At 33.7% G+C, this 21,142-nt stretch carries 18 protein-coding genes and 1 pseudogene; 2 read left to right on the forward strand and 17 right to left on the reverse strand.

The annotated features are described in order from the left end of the window. Nucleotides 1-52: 52 nt before the first annotated feature. The 3 genes from ffh to FP435_RS05115 all read right to left on the reverse strand — a co-directional run bounded on the left by ffh (nucleotide 53) and on the right by FP435_RS05115 (nucleotide 2,304). Nucleotides 53-1,483, reverse strand: a complete 1,431-nt coding sequence (ffh, locus tag FP435_RS05105; RefSeq protein WP_265483058.1) for a signal recognition particle protein — start codon at nucleotides 1,481-1,483, stop codon at nucleotides 53-55. A 3-nt stretch (nucleotides 1,484-1,486) separates the two neighbouring features. After that, nucleotides 1,487-1,825: a YlxM family DNA-binding protein gene (gene ylxM / locus FP435_RS05110; RefSeq protein ID WP_265483059.1), complete on the reverse strand. Its 339-nt coding sequence runs from the start codon at nucleotides 1,823-1,825 to the stop codon at nucleotides 1,487-1,489. Nucleotides 1,826-1,938: 113 nt separating this feature from the next. Then, a complete protein-coding gene (locus tag FP435_RS05115) occupies nucleotides 1,939-2,304 on the reverse strand; it encodes a pyridoxamine 5'-phosphate oxidase family protein (protein ID WP_265483060.1) in 366 nt (121 codons plus the stop codon). Nucleotides 2,305-2,444: 140 nt separating this feature from the next. Between FP435_RS05115 and FP435_RS05120 the strand changes: the two genes are divergently transcribed. After that, a complete protein-coding gene (locus tag FP435_RS05120) occupies nucleotides 2,445-3,053 on the forward strand; it encodes a DUF3862 domain-containing protein (protein WP_265483061.1) in 609 nt (202 codons plus the stop codon). Between the two features lie 130 nt (nucleotides 3,054-3,183). Here the strand turns inward: FP435_RS05120 and FP435_RS05125 are convergent, their stop codons facing one another. From FP435_RS05125 to FP435_RS05165, 9 genes are all read right to left on the reverse strand, one after another. Then, nucleotides 3,184-4,608 carry a C69 family dipeptidase gene (locus FP435_RS05125; protein ID WP_265483062.1) on the reverse strand — a complete coding sequence of 475 codons (1,425 nt, stop codon included), beginning with the start codon at nucleotides 4,606-4,608 and terminating at the stop codon, nucleotides 3,184-3,186. A gap of 11 nt (nucleotides 4,609-4,619) precedes the next feature. Next, nucleotides 4,620-5,969, reverse strand: a complete 1,350-nt coding sequence (gene ftsY / locus FP435_RS05130) for a signal recognition particle-docking protein FtsY (RefSeq protein ID WP_265483064.1) — start codon at nucleotides 5,967-5,969, stop codon at nucleotides 4,620-4,622. Further along, a complete protein-coding gene (gene smc / locus FP435_RS05135; protein WP_265483066.1) occupies nucleotides 5,970-9,530 on the reverse strand; it encodes a chromosome segregation protein SMC in 3,561 nt (1,186 codons plus the stop codon). It abuts the gene before it with no gap. 17 nt (nucleotides 9,531-9,547) lie between these two features. Beyond that, nucleotides 9,548-10,225, reverse strand: coding sequence for a ribonuclease III (gene rnc / locus FP435_RS05140; RefSeq protein WP_265483067.1), 678 nt, complete (start codon nucleotides 10,223-10,225; stop codon nucleotides 9,548-9,550). A 98-nt stretch (nucleotides 10,226-10,323) separates the two neighbouring features. Next, on the reverse strand, nucleotides 10,324-10,566 hold the full coding sequence (gene acpP / locus FP435_RS05145; RefSeq protein WP_265483069.1) for an acyl carrier protein: 243 nt from the start codon (nucleotides 10,564-10,566) through the stop codon (nucleotides 10,324-10,326). A 40-nt stretch (nucleotides 10,567-10,606) separates the two neighbouring features. Beyond that, entirely contained in the window at nucleotides 10,607-11,602 is a 996-nt protein-coding gene (gene plsX / locus FP435_RS05150) for a phosphate acyltransferase PlsX (RefSeq protein WP_265483071.1), read from the reverse strand. A gap of 10 nt (nucleotides 11,603-11,612) precedes the next feature. Beyond that, nucleotides 11,613-13,661, reverse strand: coding sequence for an ATP-dependent DNA helicase RecG (recG, locus tag FP435_RS05155; RefSeq protein WP_265483073.1), 2,049 nt, complete (start codon nucleotides 13,659-13,661; stop codon nucleotides 11,613-11,615). A gap of 1 nt (nucleotide 13,662) precedes the next feature. Next, complete coding sequence (locus FP435_RS05160) at nucleotides 13,663-15,327, reverse strand: DAK2 domain-containing protein (protein ID WP_265483075.1); 1,665 nt, start codon at nucleotides 15,325-15,327, stop codon at nucleotides 13,663-13,665. A 19-nt stretch (nucleotides 15,328-15,346) separates the two neighbouring features. Continuing rightward, nucleotides 15,347-15,709 carry an Asp23/Gls24 family envelope stress response protein gene (locus tag FP435_RS05165; RefSeq protein WP_265483076.1) on the reverse strand — a complete coding sequence of 121 codons (363 nt, stop codon included), beginning with the start codon at nucleotides 15,707-15,709 and terminating at the stop codon, nucleotides 15,347-15,349. Nucleotides 15,710-15,906: 197 nt separating this feature from the next. On the opposite strand from FP435_RS05165, the gene rpmB reads away from it, so the two are divergent. Further along, entirely contained in the window at nucleotides 15,907-16,092 is a 186-nt protein-coding gene (gene rpmB / locus FP435_RS05170; RefSeq protein ID WP_004895337.1) for a 50S ribosomal protein L28, read from the forward strand. 77 nt (nucleotides 16,093-16,169) lie between these two features. Here rpmB and FP435_RS05175 read toward each other — a convergent pair whose 3' ends face one another. From FP435_RS05175 to FP435_RS05195, 5 genes and pseudogenes are all read right to left on the reverse strand, one after another. Further along, entirely contained in the window at nucleotides 16,170-16,853 is a 684-nt protein-coding gene (locus FP435_RS05175; RefSeq protein WP_265483083.1) for a thiamine diphosphokinase, read from the reverse strand. Beyond that, nucleotides 16,853-17,503 (reverse strand): ribulose-phosphate 3-epimerase, encoded by a 651-nt coding sequence (gene rpe / locus FP435_RS05180; protein ID WP_265483084.1) that lies wholly within the window; start codon nucleotides 17,501-17,503, stop codon nucleotides 16,853-16,855. The genes FP435_RS05175 and rpe overlap by 1 nt, the downstream gene beginning before the upstream one ends. Nucleotides 17,504-17,511: 8 nt before the next feature. Then, complete coding sequence (rsgA, locus tag FP435_RS05185; RefSeq protein ID WP_265483086.1) at nucleotides 17,512-18,402, reverse strand: ribosome small subunit-dependent GTPase A; 891 nt, start codon at nucleotides 18,400-18,402, stop codon at nucleotides 17,512-17,514. Then, nucleotides 18,402-20,386 (reverse strand): annotated as a pseudogene (gene pknB, locus FP435_RS05190) (Stk1 family PASTA domain-containing Ser/Thr kinase). The gene rsgA and the pseudogene pknB overlap by 1 nt, the downstream one beginning before the upstream one ends. Continuing rightward, on the reverse strand, nucleotides 20,386-21,138 hold the full coding sequence (locus FP435_RS05195) for a Stp1/IreP family PP2C-type Ser/Thr phosphatase (protein WP_265483088.1): 753 nt from the start codon (nucleotides 21,136-21,138) through the stop codon (nucleotides 20,386-20,388). Before FP435_RS05195 ends, pknB begins: the two are co-directional and overlap by 1 nt. Nucleotides 21,139-21,142: the final 4 nt, after the last annotated feature.

Consider the following 21,142-nt stretch of genomic DNA (forward strand, 5'->3'; position numbering starts at 1 on the left):
TAACAATATATCATAAAAAAAATAGTGTGTAAAGGTTTTTTACTTAACACTTTTAAGAATGAAATCTTTTTATTTTTTTCATGCGCTTCTTTTTATTCTTCTTAAACTTTTTACCCATTGATCTCATTGCCCGACGTACCAATGGTGAATCCATTCCTGGTAAGCCTTCTAGACCTTTCATATTTCCTGAGGTCATTTTTTGCATCATATCTTTTGATTGTTTAAATTGCTTAATCATCCGGTTAACTTGAACAACTGGAAGACCAGACCCTGCAGCAATTCGACGGCGTCTTGAAGGATTTAAAATATCGGGATTCTCTCTTTCTGCCGGTGTCATTGAATAAACAATAGCTTTAATATGGGCGATTTCATTATCAGGAATATGAATATTCTTGAGTGCAGGATTATTCGCCATTCCTGGGATCATTTTAATTAACTGATCAATTGGGCCTAACTTTTGCACCTGTTCCATTTGATCGACAAAGTCATTAAAATCAAAAGTATTTTCACGCATTTTTTGCGCCATTTTTTCAGCTTCTTTGTCATCATAGTCCCGTTGTGCCTTTTCGATTAGCGTTAACATATCTCCCATTCCCAAGATACGTGATGCCATACGATCGGGGTGGAAGGTGTCTAACTCAGTTAACTTTTCTCCTTGACCAGTAAAAAGAATTGGTAGTCCTGTCACCGCTCTAATCGATAATGCGGCACCCCCACGAGTGTCACCATCAAGTTTAGTTAAAACTAATCCAGTTAAATCCAAATCTTGATTAAAACCTTCTGCAACTTTAGTAGCTGCTTGACCAGTCATTGCATCCACTACTAAAAGAGTGTTATCAGGTTTTGCGACCTCAGTAACTCTCTTTAATTCATCCATTAATTCTTGGTCAATTTCTAAACGTCCTGCAGTATCAATGATAATATAATCATTTTTATTTTTATCAGCTTCTTCAATACCATGTTTAACTATTTCAGCAACGTCTGAAGTGTTATCTTCACTATATACTGGAATATTTAGTGAATCACCAATTTGCTTTAATTGCTCAATTGCAGCTGGACGATAAATATCACCTGCGATTAACAAAGGACGAGCTTTTTCATTTTTAACTAAATAATTAGCCAATTTACCAACTGTGGTAGTCTTACCAGTACCTTGAAGTCCAACCATCATGATAATTGTTGGAATATGAGGAGATTTAGTTAGGCTTACTGCCTCTTCTCCCATCATCTTTGTTAATTCTTCATCAACAATCTTAATAATTTGTTGCCCGGGATTTAGGCTCTCTTGAACTTCTTTACCTAAAGCTTCTTTTTTAATAGTTTTAATAAAATCTTTTACAACCTTGAAATTTACGTCTGCTTCTAAAAGAGCCAACCGAATCTCACGACTTGCCTTATTAATATCATCTTCTGAAATTTTACCCTTACCAGTTAAATTGCGAAGGGCCTTTTGTAATCTTTCACTCAGGTTTTCAAAAGCCATTTTTTACACCCCTAATTTTCGTAGTAATTTTTCTAAATTTTTTTCTGCTTGCTCTTTTTTATTACTTTTTAGGTCAATAGATATTTGAGAAACTAATTTACCCGTTTCTACATATTCTTTTTGAAGATGGAGAGTATCTTCATACTTTTTCAAAGCCTTACTAGAACGCTTTAAATTATCATAGACTGCTTGCCGAGAGACGCTATGGTTTTCAGCAATTTCTCCCAAAGACAAATCATTATAATAATAATCTTCAAAATAATTCTGCTGACCTTTAGTTAATAGCTCACCATAATAAGCATACAAACTGGCTAGCATTTCATTTTTCTCTAATTCATCCATATGTTTCACCTGAGATTAAGTATAGCAAAAATTCCTCCTCTTTCCTAACCTAATAAAAAAGAAGCTTCTCTACTTTAAATAGAAAAGCTTCTCTAATACGTTTTATAATATTATTAAGCGTCTACTTCGTCAATGTCGATTACTACAACGTAAGCATTTGGAGTATCACTATTTGCTAAAATTTCCTTAGCAAATTCATCATCTTCATGAATAGTTGCAGTACCATCTACACGTACGGCGCTGTGGCTTGGAACATCTGCTGCAACAACAGCAACTTTTGAACCACGTTTAATATTTTCGTAAGCTGTTGACTTAGTTTTTTCAAGGTATTGTAATTGATGATCATTAATTGCAATCATTGAACCTTTAGGACCAACTTGTGGAGTTCCATCTTCATTAACTGTAGCCATGTAAGCTAAGTTGTCGTTAATTAAGCCTTGTTGTTCTGGGGTCAATTTGTTTGAATCTAATTTTTTCATAAAAAATCCTTCTTTCCACTTATTTATTATTAGTATACCCCTCTTTTAAAATCACTTCCATCTTTATGCTTACTTAATGACTAAAATTAATTTTTTATTGCAATAATAATGGTATAATTTCTAATCATGGAGGTTATATTATGGAAAAAAGAAAATTTTTCACTATTATTCTATCACTCGGAATTGCAGTCGGTTTAACTGCATGCGGAAACTCAAAAAATAATTCTACTAATTCCACTCAATCTACTGCTTCGGCCACTTCAAATAATTCACTAGAAAAATTACGTAAAAATTACGCTAAAATTCAAGTTGGTGAATTAAGTCAATTTGGGAATGGAGGCACTAGCTTACAAAAAACTAAACAATTGCTTGGTACTCCTTCTTCTCAAAATGATACTCAAATTCACAACATTGATGTTACATCTTACATCTGGAAACAAGGTAAAACAACGATTACTATTCAATTTCTAAATAATCATGCGGTTACTAAAAATATTACTGGTTTTAAATGGAACCGAAGCACTACCAACTTCACTTTAAAAGATTATAAAGCCTTAAAAACCGGTGATACTTATGCTAGCATTGTCCAAAAATATGGTGAACCTGATTTAGTTAATGAAAATCGCATTGTCAATACTATTACCTACACTGCTATGTGGCTAACCGGTGTTAAAGGACAAAATGCTAGCGTCACATTAATTTTCCATGATAATAAACTAACTAGCAAAACTGAAATTAATCTAGAATAAATTTAAACATATTATTTTATAGACATCCTCAAAATCAACTGATTTTTACAAAATAAGAGATCACCTAGAAAGTTAATTTCTAAGTGATCTCTTATTTTTTACTGCTAGAAAACTGCAGTTACAAAGCCGACTAAAGATTTTTATCCATATTGAAAGTCAATTTAGACATGTTAATGCTGTCAATAAACATTTGTCCCATTAATTTTTCACTGTCTTCTTTAGTGTGAGCAACTGTCTTTTGGTTTTCTTTGGTTAAGTAATCTGTTAATTCTTTACCAGTTAGTCCCTTAGCATTATTAATAATTTCTTCTACACGGCCACGATAATACCGATTTAACTCCTCTAAATATTTAGTATCTAGTTGTACAAATTGAGGATAGTGACTTTCTACTAAAGCTGCTAAGGACTTGTAATACCACCATGCATCATTACGATTATAGTTCATAGAAGTATTATTATATGATGGATCAGTATCATTCATATTGGTAAAGAATGGTACAAATGGAGTAAATGTTGGTCCTCCAATACATAACCACATTATTCCGGCCATTTCACTAGGTACATCTGATCTAATTTGTAAAATATGAGAATTCTGAGTTCTATTTAACCCAATAGGACGGAAGCGGTGCTTTTCTTCATCTGTTCCCTTTCCAAAAGGATCATAAGGAGTATCTTGATAATGAGAACCCAATAAGAATTCGATATCTTCTCTAGAAATCTTTTTATTAGCTTTTCTAATAAAAGGTATTTCTCCATCTTCAGGATCTTGCTCAATATCAGGATTAAAGTACTTTTGAATGTACCATTGACGACTAGTATTGTAGTGACGATCTTGTTCAGTATAAGTACCAAATATATGGCGGAAATTCCAACCTTCAAGATCAGGATTTAAATGATATTTTTCTACAAATTCTTGTATCCCTTCACTCCACATAAAATTATCAGGATCATTAAAATCAACCTGCTGAATAGCAACGCGATTCCCAGTAGCTGCGTAACAATCATCTGGAATGCGTTGGGCTACCCAGTGGTGACCAGTTACAATCTCCATATACCAAACTTCATCTTTATCACTAAATAAAACTGAGTTTCCAGCTGGAGAACCGTACTTTTTAATTAGGCTTCCTAAACGTTTTACTCCATCACGAGCTGAATGAATATAAGGTAAAACTACAGTTTGCATGCAGTCTTCGTCAAGACCATCTTTTACTAAAGGATCAAAAGCTAAAGTTCTTTCATTACCATAAGTAGATTCAGTACAAGACATGGCAACATTCTCTTGGTTAATACCACTTTCATCATAGTAACCTTCTGTTTTATAGTCCACATTCGGTACTGCAGGAACCCGTTGAGAATCTTCAGGAAGTTCCATTTCAAATTTATTCAACCAAGATTTGATTTTTCTCTCTTTTTCACCTTTCACAGCCGGTTCAATAATAAAACGTTGTGGAGTAATTGGCTTAAAAGTATCATCATTACGAGCAATCATTGTAGAACCATCAATGGAAGCTTTTTTACCAACCAATATTGTTGTACATGCACTTAATTTCTTCATAAAATTTCTCCTTAAATTAATCCTTGGAACAAACCAATAGCAAATTTTTCAGCATCAAAATCTGCTAAATCATCTACCTTTTCTCCAAGCCCAACTAGTTTTACTGGTAAATCCATTTCATTGCGAATTGCTAAAACAACTCCACCTTTTGAGGAACCGTCTAACTTAGTAAGGACTAAGCCGGTCAATTTGGTCGTCTTATCAAAATCCTTAGCCTGTAATAATGCATTTTGTCCAGTCGAACCATCTAACACTAACAGTACTTCTTCTGGCTGTTCAGGTAAAATCTTTTTAATTGTTCTTTCGATCTTATCTAACTCATTCATCAAGTTTACTTTATTTTGTAAACGTCCTGCAGTATCAACTAAGAGATAATCAACTCCCTTTTCTTGCGCTTGCTTTACTCCATCATAAACCACAGAAGCAGGATCTGCTTTTTCCTTACCAGTTATTACTTCAACGTTATCACGCTTACCCCATTCAACTAACTGCTCAACAGCACCTGCTCTAAAAGTATCAGCAGCTACCATCATCACTGTTTTTCCTGAATCTTTTATTCGCTTAGCTAATTTCCCAATTGTAGTAGTTTTTCCAGCGCCATTTACTCCTACAAAAAGATAAACATTTGGTTTAGCATCTGGATTATATGTAAGAGTAGAATTTTTACCTTCTCCTCCCTTATCATAAATATCCACTAATTTTTCAACAATTACTTCTTTTAACTCATCGTGGCTTTTTGCTTTTTGAAGTTTAGCTTCATCCCTTAATGAATCAGTTAATTGTACAGCCGTTTCAAAGCCAACATCTGATTCAATTAACAGATCTTCCAACTCATCAAAAAATTCTTCATCAACTGAACGAAAACGAGCAAAGAAAGCATTAAGTTTTGCCCCAAAAGAAGAGTTAGTTTTTTTCAAACCACGATCATACTTTTCTTGATCTGTTTCTTTATCTTCTTCGGCTGGAGTACTTTCTTCAATTTCCTCCTCTTCTATTGATTCTTCATTTGGATCAGCTGCAGCAGTTTCTTCAGAAATTAGTGGCGACTCACTTTTTTCTTCTTCTCTAGCTTCTTCCTCAGTATCTGAAGAAATTTCTGCATTCTCTTGAGGCGCTATTTCTTCACTTTTTTCCTTATCCTCACTCTCTTGTTCAACTACTGGAGAAGTACTAGTTTGAGGTTTCTCTTCTTCACTAGTTGCAGAAACTTCACTTACTTCAGATGAAGTCTCAGATTGGTTTTCTTGCTCACTTTCTACAGTTTCTGACTTTAATTCTTGATTTTCTGGCTCTTGTGATACTGGTTCTTCACTTTTTTTCTTACCAAAAAGAGATTTTTTGATTTTATCAAATAGTCCCATTTATTTTTCCCCTTCTTCTCTTAACTCACTTAAAGATACGGATAAGACTTGAGATACACCTGACTCTTGCATAGTAACCCCATAAAGATTATCAGCCTTTTGCATGGTACCACGTCGGTGCGTAATGACGATAAATTGAGTGGCAAAATCATATTCATTTAAAAATTCAGCAAAACGACTAACATTAGCTTCATCTAACGCTGCCTCTACTTCGTCTAGAATACAGAAAGGAACTGGATTTACTTGGAGCATCGCAAATAATAGTGTAATAGCTGTTAAAGCTCTTTCTCCTCCTGATAATAAGCTTAAATTTTGTAATTTTTTGCCAGGAGGTTGAGCAATGATTTCGATTCCCGTTTCCAATAAATTATCTGGCTGTGTCAACATCAACCTTGCATTTCCTCCACCAAACATCATTGGGAAAATTTTTTCAAAACTCTTAGAAATCTCTTTAAAGGTCTTTTCAAAACGTATCTTAACTTCATCATCTAACTGACTCATTGAAGTTTCGATATTTTTCCGAGCTGTCAACAAATCTTCTTGCTGTCCATTTAAAAAATCATATCTACTTTTTACATCTTCATACTCTTCAATAGCTTGTAAATTAACAGGACCAATATCTTCTAGTGACATCTTATGCAGATGAATATCTTTTTCCAACTGTGCCTTGTATTCTTCCTTGTCAGGCTGTTTAACCAATTTTATTGCTGCTTCATAAGTTAAACCATAATCTTGGCGTAGTTGTGTTAAATAATGGTTCATCTTTTCAGAAATTTTTGCCTGTTCCACTGAAGTTTGCTCTTGCTCTAAAGCTGCATTTTTACGCAACTCATAATTACGATTAGCAATTAACTCTAAATTTCCAATTTGCGCTGTCAATTTTCCAAGATTTTCATTAGTCAAAATAAGTTTTTCATTAGCTTTTTGCTTATCTTGGTCTAACTGTTTCAGTTGGTTTCTAAGTGTCTTTACAACATCCGCTGCTACTGGGACTAATTGATCAATCTTTTCTGTCAAAACTTCAATTTGCTTATCTGTATTTTTAAGTTGTGTTTGTAACTGCTTTTGTTGCTCAATCAAATTTTCCTGTTTATTTTTTTCAACGGCGTATTGCGCTTTTAGATCACTAATTTCTTTTTGAAATTTATTATAAGCAGTATCAAAATCAGCCAGACTTTGCTTCATATCAGCCATTTCTTGTTTTTGAGAAGCAATTTTTTTACTTATATTACTCTCGTCATTTTTAATTTTCTCTAAATTTAGCTGAATTTTTTCTAACTCTTGGGCCTTTAATTTTTGCCCTTCATCTTGTTGTTTTTGAAGCAAGGTTAGCCGGTTAACTTCTTTTTTTTGACTTTGATATTCAAAATTAGTTTGACTGTAAGCTTCACTTACTTTCCCTAAATCATCTGAAAAAGTGATAGTTTGTTGATTAGTTTTTTCAAGCTGACTATCAATTTCTGTAATAGATTGGGATAATTTTTTAAGCTTTTCTTTGATAGTTGCTACTTGCCTAGTTAACTTATCAATTTCGCTGTTTGTAGCAAGAGGAGAATTATTTCGCTGATTTTTTGCTCCACCTGTCATGGAACCACCAGGACTAATAATATCACCATCTAAAGTCACAATTCGATAGTAATTTCCAATCCGCTTTTGAACTCTTAAAGCCACTTCTAAGTTCTGCACAATTAAAACATTTCCTAGCAGATAGTTAATTGCATTCCTTAAATCGTGTTTTGAATTACTAGCAACCAAGTCACTAGCTACTCCTAGAAAACCTTCTAGTCCTTCTAAAATTTTTAGAGTTGAAGTTGGGATTTTGTGTTGTCTTAATCCATCTAATGGTAAAAAAGTTGCTCGTCCACTATGAGTAGTCTTTAAGCGCCTAATAGCCAAGCGAGCACTCTCTTGATCAACAGCAACTAAATTTTGAACTCCACTTCCCAACGCAGTTGTCAATGCAGCTTGCAGCTTCTCTGGAAAAGTAATTAATTCTCCAATTACCCCAACTATCCCTGAAAAATCGCTCAGATGATTTAAAACATACTTAACTCCAAAGTAATATCCTTCATGCCGCTGCTGGAGACGTTTAAGAGCATCCACTTGTGCCTGATATTCATTTAAATGTGATAATAGCTCATTTTTTCGATTGGTTAAGTTATTGAGTTGCTGCTCAAATTTAACTTGGTCTTTCTTAATCTCTTCAACTTGTTTTTCAAGACTTTGCTTCTTATTTTGGAGTTTCTTGCCATGTTCTGCCAACTTAGCTAACTGGTTGTTAGCTTCTGCAAGTTTTGAAGTTAATTCTTTATTTTCGACTACTGAACTATTTTTTAATCTATCCTTTTCTTTTCGTAAATTAATTACTGCGTTATGAAGGTTAGCTTGCTCTTGTAAGTTTTCAATATAATCATTACGTAAATCATCTAAACGCTTATTTAAAGCCTCAGGATTATCAGAAAAATTCTCCTGTAGTTGATGAATCTTACTTTGTAAACTTTCTAAATTTTTAGCTTGGTTTACTGCTTGAACTTGTAACATTTCAGCTTTATTTTTTAAATTTTTCTTATTTGCTAAAAGTTCTTGCTTTTGTAAGCTATATTCTGCTTTTGTAGCTTCATTATATTTACTTGATTGTTGCTTAACCTGTAACTGAGTGTTTAAATCAGCTATTTTTTGAGTTAAATTTAAAACATTCTGTTGCTGAGTTTCCTTTTTGTCTTGTAATAGACTGGATTGGCTTTTTTTACCTTCTAACTCACTTTTAGATTTCTTAACTTCTTCATCTAGTTTCGTAAGCAGTTTATTATTTTTATCAGCTACTTTAGTAATTTCTTGTCGCTTTCGTTCTAATTGGTTCAAATTAATTGCAAGTAACTGCTTCATTTTTTCATCAAGTTGACTTTTTTGAAACTTATATTGCTTAGCAAGAGAACTTTGTTCAGCTAATGGCTCAACACGATCTTCTAATTCTTTGACTAAGTCATTAATTCGAATTAAGTTATCATTTGTTTTATCTAATTCTCTTAATGCAGCTTGTTTTTGTTGCTTAAAGTGAAGAACTCCTGCTGCTTCTTCAAACAAACTACGACGATCCTCTGGCTTAGAATTCAATATTTGATCCACTTTACCTTGAGAGATAATCGCTAAACTATCCTGAGACATCCCCATTTCGATAAAAAGATCACGGATATCACGCAAACGAACTTTATTATTATTAATTAAATATTCACTATCTCCATTTCGAAGAATCTTACGCGTAATACTTACTTCATCATTATTTATATTCAATTGATGATCATGATTATCAAAAATTAAGGTTACTTGTGCGGAATTTAATGGTGCTCTAAATTGACTACCTGCAAAAATAATATCTTTCATATTTTCCCCACGCAGTGATTTAGCTGATCCTTCACCCATTACCCAACGGATTGCCTCTGTAATATTACTTTTTCCACTTCCATTAGGTCCTACAATTCCAGTAATTCCTGAATTAAACTTAATTGTTGTCTTATCTGCAAATGATTTAAAGCCGTTAATAATTAATGCATCTAAAGGCAAACTCTCACCTTTTCCTCTTATATATTTTTTAATTCTTTCATTGCTGCTTGTTGCTCGGCTGCTTTTTTATTTCTACCCATTCCTTGAGTTTTAGCTACTCCATTAACAACAAGTTGTACTTTGAACATCGGTTTTGTTTCATCTTCTGCAATGACGTCGTATTTAATTTTAACTGGGCCATTCTTTTGAAGTTGTTCTTGCAATTCTGTTTTATAATCTCTTGAATCATCAAAATCACCTTCTGCAATCAATGGATAAACAGTTAAATGTAAAAAGTGTTGAACTGCAGGCATTCCTTGATCTAAAAATAGAGCACCATTAAAAGCTTCAAAAATATCTTCTAACAACGTCTTTCTTTGTCGAGCACCTGATTTTTCTTCACCCTTACCCAGATTAACTGCCTGTGCAAACCCTGCTTCTTTTGCAAATTCAGAAAATCCTTCTGTTCTTACAATATTTGAACGTAAACGAGTTAGTTCACCTTCATTTAACTTAGGAAAATGACGATATAAATAATCCGATACTGCAAGTTCTAAAACTGCATCCCCTAAAAACTCTAACTTTTCATAATTTCCTGACCCAGGATGTTCATTTTCATATGATGTATGGGTAAAAGCTTTTTCTAATAACTTTTCATTATGAAAAACAATTCCATATTTTTCTTTGAGATTCTTTTTAAATTCTTCAGTAATCATTTATATGTCCTTTCTTTGTCAAATTAATTATACATTACTTTCAATAAAAAAAGGTCATCTCAAAAGAGGTGACCTTAAAAATTGCTAAATTTATATCTTTAGCTCTGATGATTTTGAATATATTCAACTGCTTCACCAACAGTTTGTAATTTTTCAGCATCTTCATCTGGAATTTCACTACCAAATGCATCTTCTAAATCCATGACAAATTCTACAAAATCAATTGAATCTGCATCCAAATCATTTTGAAAGTTAAGATTCATCGTAATTGTTGAGCGATCTACTTCAAAACGATCTGCAATCATATCAGCAATCTTATTAAAAATTTCTTCTTGACTCATAAAGATCCTCCTTTATGTTTTACAACTATTATATCAAACTCTATTCTTGACTAAATTGTTTCTTTAACAAATCTATCAAATTTTGATCTAACATTTTATCAATTTGTACCAATGTGTAATAAATTGGTCGCTGATCAGAACGACCGTGAGTTTTGACAACTGGTGCATTTACTCCTAATAAAACTGCTCCACCATAGCGTGCAGTATCAAAACGAGATTTTAAAGCCTTTAAAGCAGGTTTTGCTAATAAAGCTCCTAGCTTTGCCTTAGTACCATTATTTAATAAGGCATCTTTTAACATTCCTAAGATCACGCTAGCTGTACCTTCAATTGACTTCAAAGCAGCATTTCCAGTAAAGCCGTCTGTTACAATTACATCAGCCTTACCTGTCATAATCTCATTTCCTTCAATATTACCAATAAAGTTTAAATCTGTCTCTTTTAAAAGCTTGTAAGCTTCTTGATGCAAAGCATCTCCCTTGTCATATTCAGCGCCATTATTTAAGAGAGCTACTTTAGGATTTTTAACGTTTCTAATTTTTTTAGCGTAAAAATTAGCCATTTCTGCCCATTGCACTAAATATTCTGGCTTACTTTGAGCATTTGCACCTACATCGATAATATTAAATCCTTGATCACCTTTTTTACTTGGCATGGTTGGCATTAACCCTGGGCGATTAACTCCCTTGATTCGCCCAATTATAAAAATTCCACAAGCAAGAAGTGCCCCAGTATTTCCTAAAGATAGAATTGCATCTGCTTGGCCTTCTTTAACTGCTTGGGCAGCTCTCACCATTGATGAATCCTTTTTTCTTCTGATTGCTTTTACTGGTTCCTCATCATCGGCAATTACTTCAGTAGTATTCACCAATTTAATTTGAGAATCTTCTTCTTTAAGATACTTTTTTATTTCTTCTTCATTTCCAAATAAAATAAACTGCGTATCTTTTAATTCCTTTTTTGCTCGTAATACTGCTTCAATAATTGCTTGAGGGGCATTTTCGCCACCCATTGCATCAATCGCAATTCTTTTCATAATTTTCACTTCAATCTATTTGTAACTTATTTAAATATTCTAACAGTTTCCTCAAAAAAATAAATTCTGGATTTTCTAATAAAGGATCAGATTTAATGATATTTTTAGCTTCATCGTGAGCAACTTTCAAGCTATTATAATCATTTACTACATCCCCTAATTTAAATTGGGGTAATCCAGACTGAGCCTTTCCAAAAATATCACCCTCACCCCGTAATTTCAAATCTTCTTGTGCCAAGGTAAAACCATCACTAGTTGAGGCAATAATTTTCATTCTCTTTTTAGCAACTTCATTTTTAGGATCACTAATAAATACACAATAACTCGCTGTTTGTCCTCGTCCAATTCTACCACGCAACTGATGAAGCTGACTTAAACCAAAACGTTCTGCATTATAAATTACCATCATATTTGCATTTGGAACATCTACTCCAACTTCAATTACACTAGTAGTAACCAAAATATCAATTTTTTTCTGGACAAAATTATCCATAATATTATTTTTTTCTTCACCACTCATTTGTCCATGAAGTAAAACAACATTTTTATCTGGAAAATGTCTGGCAATTTGTTCTTGTAATTCTTCTGCATTTTTTAAATCACTACTTTCAGATTCATGAATTAAAGGAGTAACTGCATAAACCTGAAAGCCTTGAGCTAATTGCTTATTAATGAGATCATAAACCTCTGGTATTTTTTTACTTGTTACCCATTGAGAAGTAATGGGTTTTCGGCCTGCAGGAAGATGTCGAATTTCAGAAACATCCATTTCACCATATACTGTCAAAGCTAAAGTACGAGGAATAGGGGTGGCTGTCATTGCCAACAAATCTGGATTATTTCCTTTATTAATTAACACTTTTCGCTGATTTACCCCAAACCGATGCTGTTCGTCAATAATTACTAAGCCTAAATTCTTAAATTTAACAATTGGTTGAATCAAAGCATGGGTTCCAATAACAACATTAATTGTTCCATCAGCTAGTTCTTGATAAATTTCTTTTTTTTCTATTTCTTTAGTACTACCTGTAAGTAAGGCGACGCGAACTCCAAACTGCTGCAAGAGTTCATCGATCTTGTGAAAGTGCTGTTGGGCCAAAATTTCGGTTGGAACCATTAATGCAACTTGATAACCAGCCGTAATTGCCGCATAGATAGCAAAAAGTGCTACTATGGTTTTTCCACTCCCTACATCTCCCTGGAGAAGACGTTTCATCTGCTTAGTAGAATGTAAATCAGCGTATATTTCATTTACAACTTTCTTTTGATCTGCTGACAACTCAAAAGGTAATTTTTTTATCAATTCCCTAATTTCACGCAAATCATATTTTTTACTAATTCCTGTTTTCCCTTTGCTTTCTTGCTCAGATAAAACTGCCACCTGCATTTGAAAGATAAAAAATTCTCTAAAAACTGCACTTCTTTTAGCTAACTTTGCAAGTTGGGGTGTTTTAGGGTGATGCATTTGCGAGACAAGTTCTTTATCATCAAGCAATCGATATTTTTTTCTAATGGAGGCTGGAATTATATCATCTACTTGAGGCAAATATTCACTCAACGCTTGATCAATCAATGATTGCAATTTTTTTTGACTGATATTTTTGTTAACGCCATATACTGCTGCCATTGAAGAATCATGTTCTTTTTTGGCAATAACTTTGATTCCACCCAAACTCTGACGTGCTTCATTATATTTGCCATATACAGCTATCTCATGTCCTGTTTTAATTGTTTTTTGTAACCAATGCTGATTAAAAAAATTGACCATGATAATCTCATGATCAATTTTTAGTTTAAAACTAAGACGACTTTTATGACGCCCAAAATGGCTAACATATGGGTCGGTTACCACTAGTCCCTTTAAAACAATCTTTTGACCATCAATTGCTTGTTGTAATGGTGTGCTATCTAACGCCTCATACCGAAAAGGAAAATAGAACAATAGATCGTAAATACTATTGATACCTAAGCTCTGAAGTTGCTCTTTAGTTTTTTCTCCTACACCTTTTAAAGTGGTAACTGGCAAAAAGAGATCTGAGTTTTCATAATTTAGTTGCATCTTATTCAACCGAAACTAAGAAATAGTAAACTGGTTGTCCACCATCATGAATTTCAAATTCTAATTCATCATGTTTTGCTTCAAGTTGAGCTACAATTTCATTTGCTTGTTTTTTGGTAGCATCACTACCATAAATAACTGTGATAATTTCACTATCTTCATCAAGCATTTTCTCAATCATTTCAACAGTAGTAGCAATTAAATCTGGATTATCCACTTTAATCTTTCCATCAATGATTCCTAGATAGTCATCTTTCTTAATTTGGACATCATCAATTTCCGTATCACGAATTGCACGTGTTACTTCTCCAGAAACTACTGCATCTAAATCTTCTGACATAGCTTCAACATTTTCTTCAACACTTGCTTCTGGGTTGAAAGAAAGCATCGCGGTTAAACCTTGAGAAATAGTTTTTGTTGGGACAATTCCCACTGGAATATCGCATACTTCAGCTGCTTGTTTAGCTGCCATTACAATATTTCCGTTATTAGGTAAAACAATCGCCTTTTTGGCACCAGACTTTTGAATCGCATCAATAATATCTTGAGTTGAAGGATTCATAGTTTGACCACCAGAAATAATTCGATTTACACCTTCACTCTTGAATAATTCTCGAATTCCATGTCCTGAAGCTACTGCAATAACAGCAAAATCAACTGCTTCTTCTTGTTCTTCGTTATTTTCAACAATAGTTTCGTGTTGGATACGCATATTATCAATTTTAATTTTACCTAATTCACCAAATTGACTACCATATGCAAAAACTTCACCAGGATGTTCAGTATGAACGTGTACTTTAGCAACTTCACCATCAGAAACTGCTAAAAGAGAATCACCTAGTTCAGACAAGTGCTTTCTAAATTCATCCAAATCGAACTTTTTCTTATTAGGTACTTCGGCCTGTAAATCTACCATAATTTCAGTACAGTAACCATTTACAATATCACTTGTTGATAATTGAACTTGAGCAGCTTCAGCTTGGTGGTGAGCTGCGTTAATTAACTCATCCATTTCAAAATTATCAAGTTGATACTCTTCAGAATCCTTTTCTCCAAGTAATCCTTCTAAAAAGCCTTGGTAGATGAAAACTAATCCTTGACCACCTGAGTCAACTACACCAACTTGTTTTAAAACAGGTAACATTTCAGGAGTTTCTTGAAGTGCCTTTTTTGCACCAGCTACTACTGCTTTCATTACTTCAACTGCATCATCAGTTTCTTTTGCCTTTTTTGCACCTTCTTCAGCACCAACACGTGCTACTGTTAAAATAGTACCTTCCACTGGCTTCATAACTGCTTTATACGCAGTCGCTACCCCATTTGAAAAAGCATCTGCTAAATCTTGTGCAGAAAGTGTTTGTTTATTTTCTGCAGCTTTATAAAAACCACGGAATAATTGGGAAGTAATAACACCTGAATTACCACGTGCTCCCATTAACATTCCTTTAGCTAAACTTTCAGTTAATTTCCCCACTACATCACTTGGATCTTCATTAACTGCTTTAGCTCCGTTTTCAACTGTAAGTGTCATATTAGTACCAGTATCTCCATCTGGCACTGGAAAAACATTTAATTTATCAACAAATTCTGAGTTTTTACTTAAACGGTGGGTTGCTGCACGCACCATATCCTTAAAATTTTGACCATTTATTTCTGTTAAAACCACAATCACTTAACCCCTTTGATTATTCATCTAAAATCTTAACACCTTGTACAATTACGTTAACAGATTTTGCATTAATACCTAATAGGTTCTTTAAATTATACTTTACACTATCTTGAACATTGTGACTTACTTCAGAAATCTTTAAGCCATAACCCACAATAATATATACATCGACTATTATTTCGTTATCTTTAGATTTAATGACAACCCCACGACGGTAATTAGCATGGTTTAAAATAGTTAACGCACCATCACGAAGTGCATTTTTTGAAGCCATCCCGACCACTCCGTAGTTTGAAGTGGCTGCTCCTCCTACTACTGTAGCAATGACATTATTTGAAATATCAATCATACCTAATTTTGTTTTAATTTTTACTGCCATTTTACTTTCCTCCATTACTGAAGAATAAATATACTTGTTCTTATTTTAACATAGCTACAATCTTGTTCAACATAGTTAAGTCTTTTCCAAAGAGTTTTCTCAAGAAAAACTCTATAAAACATTGCAATATAGCTAAAGCTGTGATAAATTAAATAAGTACTATGATATAATTACAAATTAAAGGAGGGTTTAGCAAAATGGCAAAAGACATTATTACTGGCCGCAAGACGGTCTTTGGTAACAAGCGTTCAAAGGCTTTGAACTCCGTGCGGCGTTCATGGAAGCCAAACCTTCAAAAAGTTCGCATTCTTGTTGACGGCAAGCCAAAACGTGTATGGGTTTCTGCACGTGCTTTGAAGTCAGGTAAAGTTAAGCGTGTATAATGAAGATTAAAGTCCACCAGATTTCATTCTGGTGGATTTTTTATATAAAAAATAAGAGGATATTCTCAAATACCCTCTTAGCTAAAAAATCTTTTCTCATCTCGACTATAAATAGCAATTACTATTCCTTTTTTTAGAGAAATTTTAATTGCTTTTTTTGACCGCAAAAACTCATTTGATGAGAACATTTGTGGCACTTTACTTGAAAAGTCACTTAATTCATAGCGAGCATCTTTAATTTCAAAATCTTCGACCGGAGTTAAATTTCCAAACCCAATATAGTTATACCCTTCTTGATAAGGAAACTGCATCTTCCCAGTCTTGCAGAAATAAATTATATTCTGTTTATCAACTAAACTAACTTTATCGAGATATTCTTGCAAAGGTGAGTGTAAAAAAGTAAATAAATTTACTAGCAAATGATCAATTCTGCCACCAGTTGCCCCATATATTTCTAAATTATCTACTTGATATTCTTGTAGAGCAGTTACTAATAGTTGTTCTGAATCTGTATAATCTTTAACTGGATTAGAAAAACGTACATCTGGAATACTTTCCAGGGTACGTTTTTTTTCGTTCTTTTTAATTGAATCAAAATCTCCCACAGCTACATCAGGAGTAAGCCCCCATTGTTTTAAAATCAATGTTCCCCGGTCACTACTAAAAATTAATTTATTTTTTTTACGTGCTTTTTCAAATCGCTCTTTAATGTTTTGAGGCCATTGCTCTCGGGGACCTCCTAATAATGCTATTGCTTCCATTAATTAGCTGCCTTTTCTAATTTTTGGATTTGTTGCTTAATGGGACCTTTTTTAAAGATATAAGAACCTGCTACAAAAATCTTTGCGCCAGCTTCTTTTACTTGTTTAATGGTCTGATCATCAATTCCACCATCAACTTCAATTGGTATCTCTAGATTATTTTCTTTTATCATCTGATAAATTCTTTTAACTCTGGCTGGCGTTTTTTCATTAAAACTTTGTCCCCCAAATCCTGGCTTAACACTCATTACCAAAATTTGATCAACTTTATTTAAATAAAGCTGGAGTTCTTCTACTGGAGTTTCAGGAGAAATTGCTAAGCCTGCTTTTACATGATGAGCATGTAAATAATCTAACCATTCTTCTACTTTATCAGTTGCTTCAAGATGAAATTCAATTAAATCTGCCCCTGCTTCTACAAATAAGGGAATAGTTACTGGTAAATTATTACTCATTAAGTGTACTTCAGCAGTTAACTTAGGAAATTCCTTTTTAAAAGCCGACACTAATTCAGGACCATAAGATAAATTGGGCACAAAATGACCATCCATAATATCAAGATGAAAACGCGTGATCCCATTATCGGCAGCTTCTTGAATTTCTTCCCCTAACTTCATATTATTCGCATTTAAAATTGATGGTGCTATCATGACAAACCTCACTTCATATACTCTGGCATTCGATTATCTTCAATTTCATGTCTTATTTTTAAATAGTCATCATAACGACTTTGACGAATTGAACCTTCGGCAACGAGCTTTTTGACATTACAACCTGGCTCATGAATATGTTGACAACTTCTAAACTTGCATCCCTTACTTGCAGTCGCAAATTCATAAAAATAATTTGGCAATTGATCTATTTTGATTTTATATAAGTCTACTGCTGAAAATCCTGGAGTATCAGCTAAAAGGCCTTCTCCATAATTAAATAGTTGAACTTTTCTTGTAGTGTGCTTACCTCGATTTAAAGCAGTTGAAATTGCTCCAGTTTCTTGATTAGCATCTTTTTCTAAACGATTTAAAATTGTGGACTTTCCTGCACCTGATTGACCAGCTAAGGTCCATACTTCATCCTTTTGCACTAAATTAGGAAGTCTTTCTTCAAGTTCTTTTGCACTAGTAAAAACAGTATAACCAATTTCTCGATAATAACGTAAGACTTGTTTAATTTCTGCTAGCTTTTCTTCACTCACTAAGTCAGTTTTAGAAAGATAAATCTCAACTCCCACTCCTTGCCAAGAAAAGAAAGTTAAATAGCGATCTAATAATTCAGTGGAAAAATCTGGTTCAATAGCTGAGATAACTAATAATACTTGTGCAACGTTTGCCACTGCAGGACGCCCAATTTCGTTTTCTCGGGGAAAAATTTTAACTAAATAATTCATTCCCTTATCATCTAGCTGTACTTCAACTTTATCGCCAACAAGCGGCTTTTGCTTTCTTCCTCTAAATACTCCTCTTGCGCGTGTTCTTATGACTTTTCCATCTATGTCTACATCATAGTATCCTGAGATAGCTCCTACAATTGTTCCTGTTGCATTTTTCATTACTTCTTTACTTCCTCATCTAAAATTTCCTTACCATCACGCACAATTTTTACTCTTCCGTTTCCATTACTTAAATTAAATGGAATCGAAATGGCTGCATCCTTTTTTATATAAATATCTTTATAAACATCATTAATGGAGTGATTGTCATCTTCAACGTAAATTTGAAGATGGTCACCCTCTAAGCTACTAGTTTTTTCATAAGGAATTGAAAAAGTTTTGGTAACTTTTACTTCTTGCTGACTCTTAGAACTAGAGTTTTGAGAGTCTTGAGAACTTTTATTTTCATCTTTACCTTTAGAAACAATTAATTTCACTTCATCCCCAGGATATACCGTAGTATTTTGCTTAGGAGATTGACTAATAACCGTGCCCTTTTCTGCTGTATCAGAATAAATTTCACTAATCTCTAGCCTTAAATTATTATCACTAGCGTAATCACGTGCTCCCTTTAAAGAATAACCGGTTAAATCACGTATTTTAAAACTCTCTTTTTCTTGCTGAGGTGGTCCTTGAGAAATAAGGAGTTTAACTGGTGTAGTTGCTGGATCAATTTTTTCTCCAGGTGTAATATCTTGTGAAATAACATTTCCTACCGGTGTTGTGTAAGAATAAGTTTGATCTTTTTCAACTTTAAAGCCATCCTTTTTTAACCGAGCAGCCGCTACTTCATAAGTATTTCCAGTCACATTGGGTACTAATACTAAATGTTGTCCCTTTGAAATAATCAAATTGACAAGTTTTCCACTTCTAATTGATGTTCCCGAACCAGGAATAGTTCGAATTACTCTTCCTTTTTTCACTCCAGCAGAATAACTTCTTTTAACAGTACCAACTTTCAACCCTGATTTTTCTAATTTTTTTGTTGCTTGCGCTTGAGTCATATTAGATACATCAGGCACATTTGGCAGAGTCTTACTATTTAAAGCGAGCAACATCGTCGCTAAAATCGCTATCATTGCAACTATGGCTGTAATCCACCAAACTTTATGAGAGGCTACATTTTTCCAAAAACTATTTTTTGTTTTTTATTTTCCTCTTCAATAACCTCTTTTGTTTCCTTTTTTCCATTATGAACAGAACCTGAAAGAGTTGGAATAACAATTGTCTTTTCTTCATTAGCTCGATGACTATCTATAAAAACTTCTTCACCAGCACGTTCAGGATCTAAACAGCTATCTAGGTCTGTTTTCATTTCATAAACTGACTTATAACGATCTTTAGGATCTTTAGCGGTTGCTTTTAAAACTACGTTTTCTAAAGGCTGGGGAATCTGAGGATTTTGTTTTCTTAAAGAGGGAGTATTTTCTTGAAAATGCTTTAAAGCAATTGCAACTGCATTTTCTCCAGTAAATGGTACTTTCCCCATCAATAATTCATATAAAATTATTCCTAATGAATAAATATCAGATTGTTTAGTAGCCAAAACTCCCCTAGCCTGTTCAGGAGACATATAATGTACCGATCCCATTGCAGTATTAGTTTGGGTCATTGTACTTTGATTCAACGCCACTGCAATTCCAAAGTCCACAATTTTAATATTGCCATTTTTGTCCATTAATATATTTTGTGGCTTTAAATCTCGGTGAATTACATTATGATCATGAGCCAGTGCCATTGCATCCAAAATCTGATCCATAATTGAAATCACTTCTTTTAGGGGCAGCGGTTTATGTTCTTTAATGTATTCCTTTAAATCTACCCCATTCACATATTCCATCACCAGGTAGTGCTCATCATTTTCACTACCTACATCTAAAATAGATACAATATGTGGATGAGATAATTCACTAGTTGACATTGCTTCTCTTTGAAAACGTTGAATTGTTTGCAGATCATTTTTTAAGTCTTGACGTAATATTTTGACAGCAACTTTTTGCTTTAAAATGATGTCTTCTGCTAGATAAACATTAGCCATTCCACCTTCGCCTAAAATTGCAATTATTTTATAGCGTCCTCCAAGCAGATAGCCTTTATCCATCACTATTTGTCCTCCCCCTTTTCAGTGTAAGCTAGGAGACAAACAGTAATATTATCTTCTCCACCAAGGCGATTTGCTTCATTGATTAAACGATTGCAACGTTCTTTCAAAGTAAGATTTTTAGTAGCTAAAATTTGTTGAATTTGAGGGTCTGTTAATGAATTAGTCAATCCATCAGTACAAAGCAAAAAAATATCTCCTGCATGAACTTCTAAGAGATTAAATTCTGGATTAATACCATTAGATACTCCTAAAGTTTCCGTAATAATATTTTTTTGTGGATGACTGCGAGCTTGTTGTTCAGTAATTTCCCCAATTTTAATTAACTCATTGACTAAAGAATGGTCTTCAGTAATTTGTTTAAACTGTCCATTTCCATAAAGATAGGCACGTGAATCTCCTAAATGACCAATTAAAATTTTTTCCGCAAAAGCTATTGCCACTACAATTGTCGTTCCCATGCCATTTAAATCAGAAAAACGATCTGCGGTTTCTAAAATTACTTCATTCTCTAACTTTAGTTGGACATTTAACCATTTTTTAGCGATTTCAGGATCTTCAAAATCAGTTTTAGAAAAGGAGTGACCTAAATGACTTACTGCCATTGTTGAAGCTACATCGCCACCCTGATGGCCACCCATTCCATCGCAAACTACTGCCATAATGACATCTTTATGGTTTTTAAAAATATCTACGTAGTCTTGATTAGTTTCTCTTATTCGACCTGTACTTGATGCAAATGCTGTTTTAATCAAACTT

Origin of the sequence: Lactobacillus sp. PV037, from assembly GCF_014522345.1 — a bacterium.
Taxonomy (GTDB): Bacteria; Bacillota; Bacilli; order Lactobacillales; family Lactobacillaceae; genus Lactobacillus.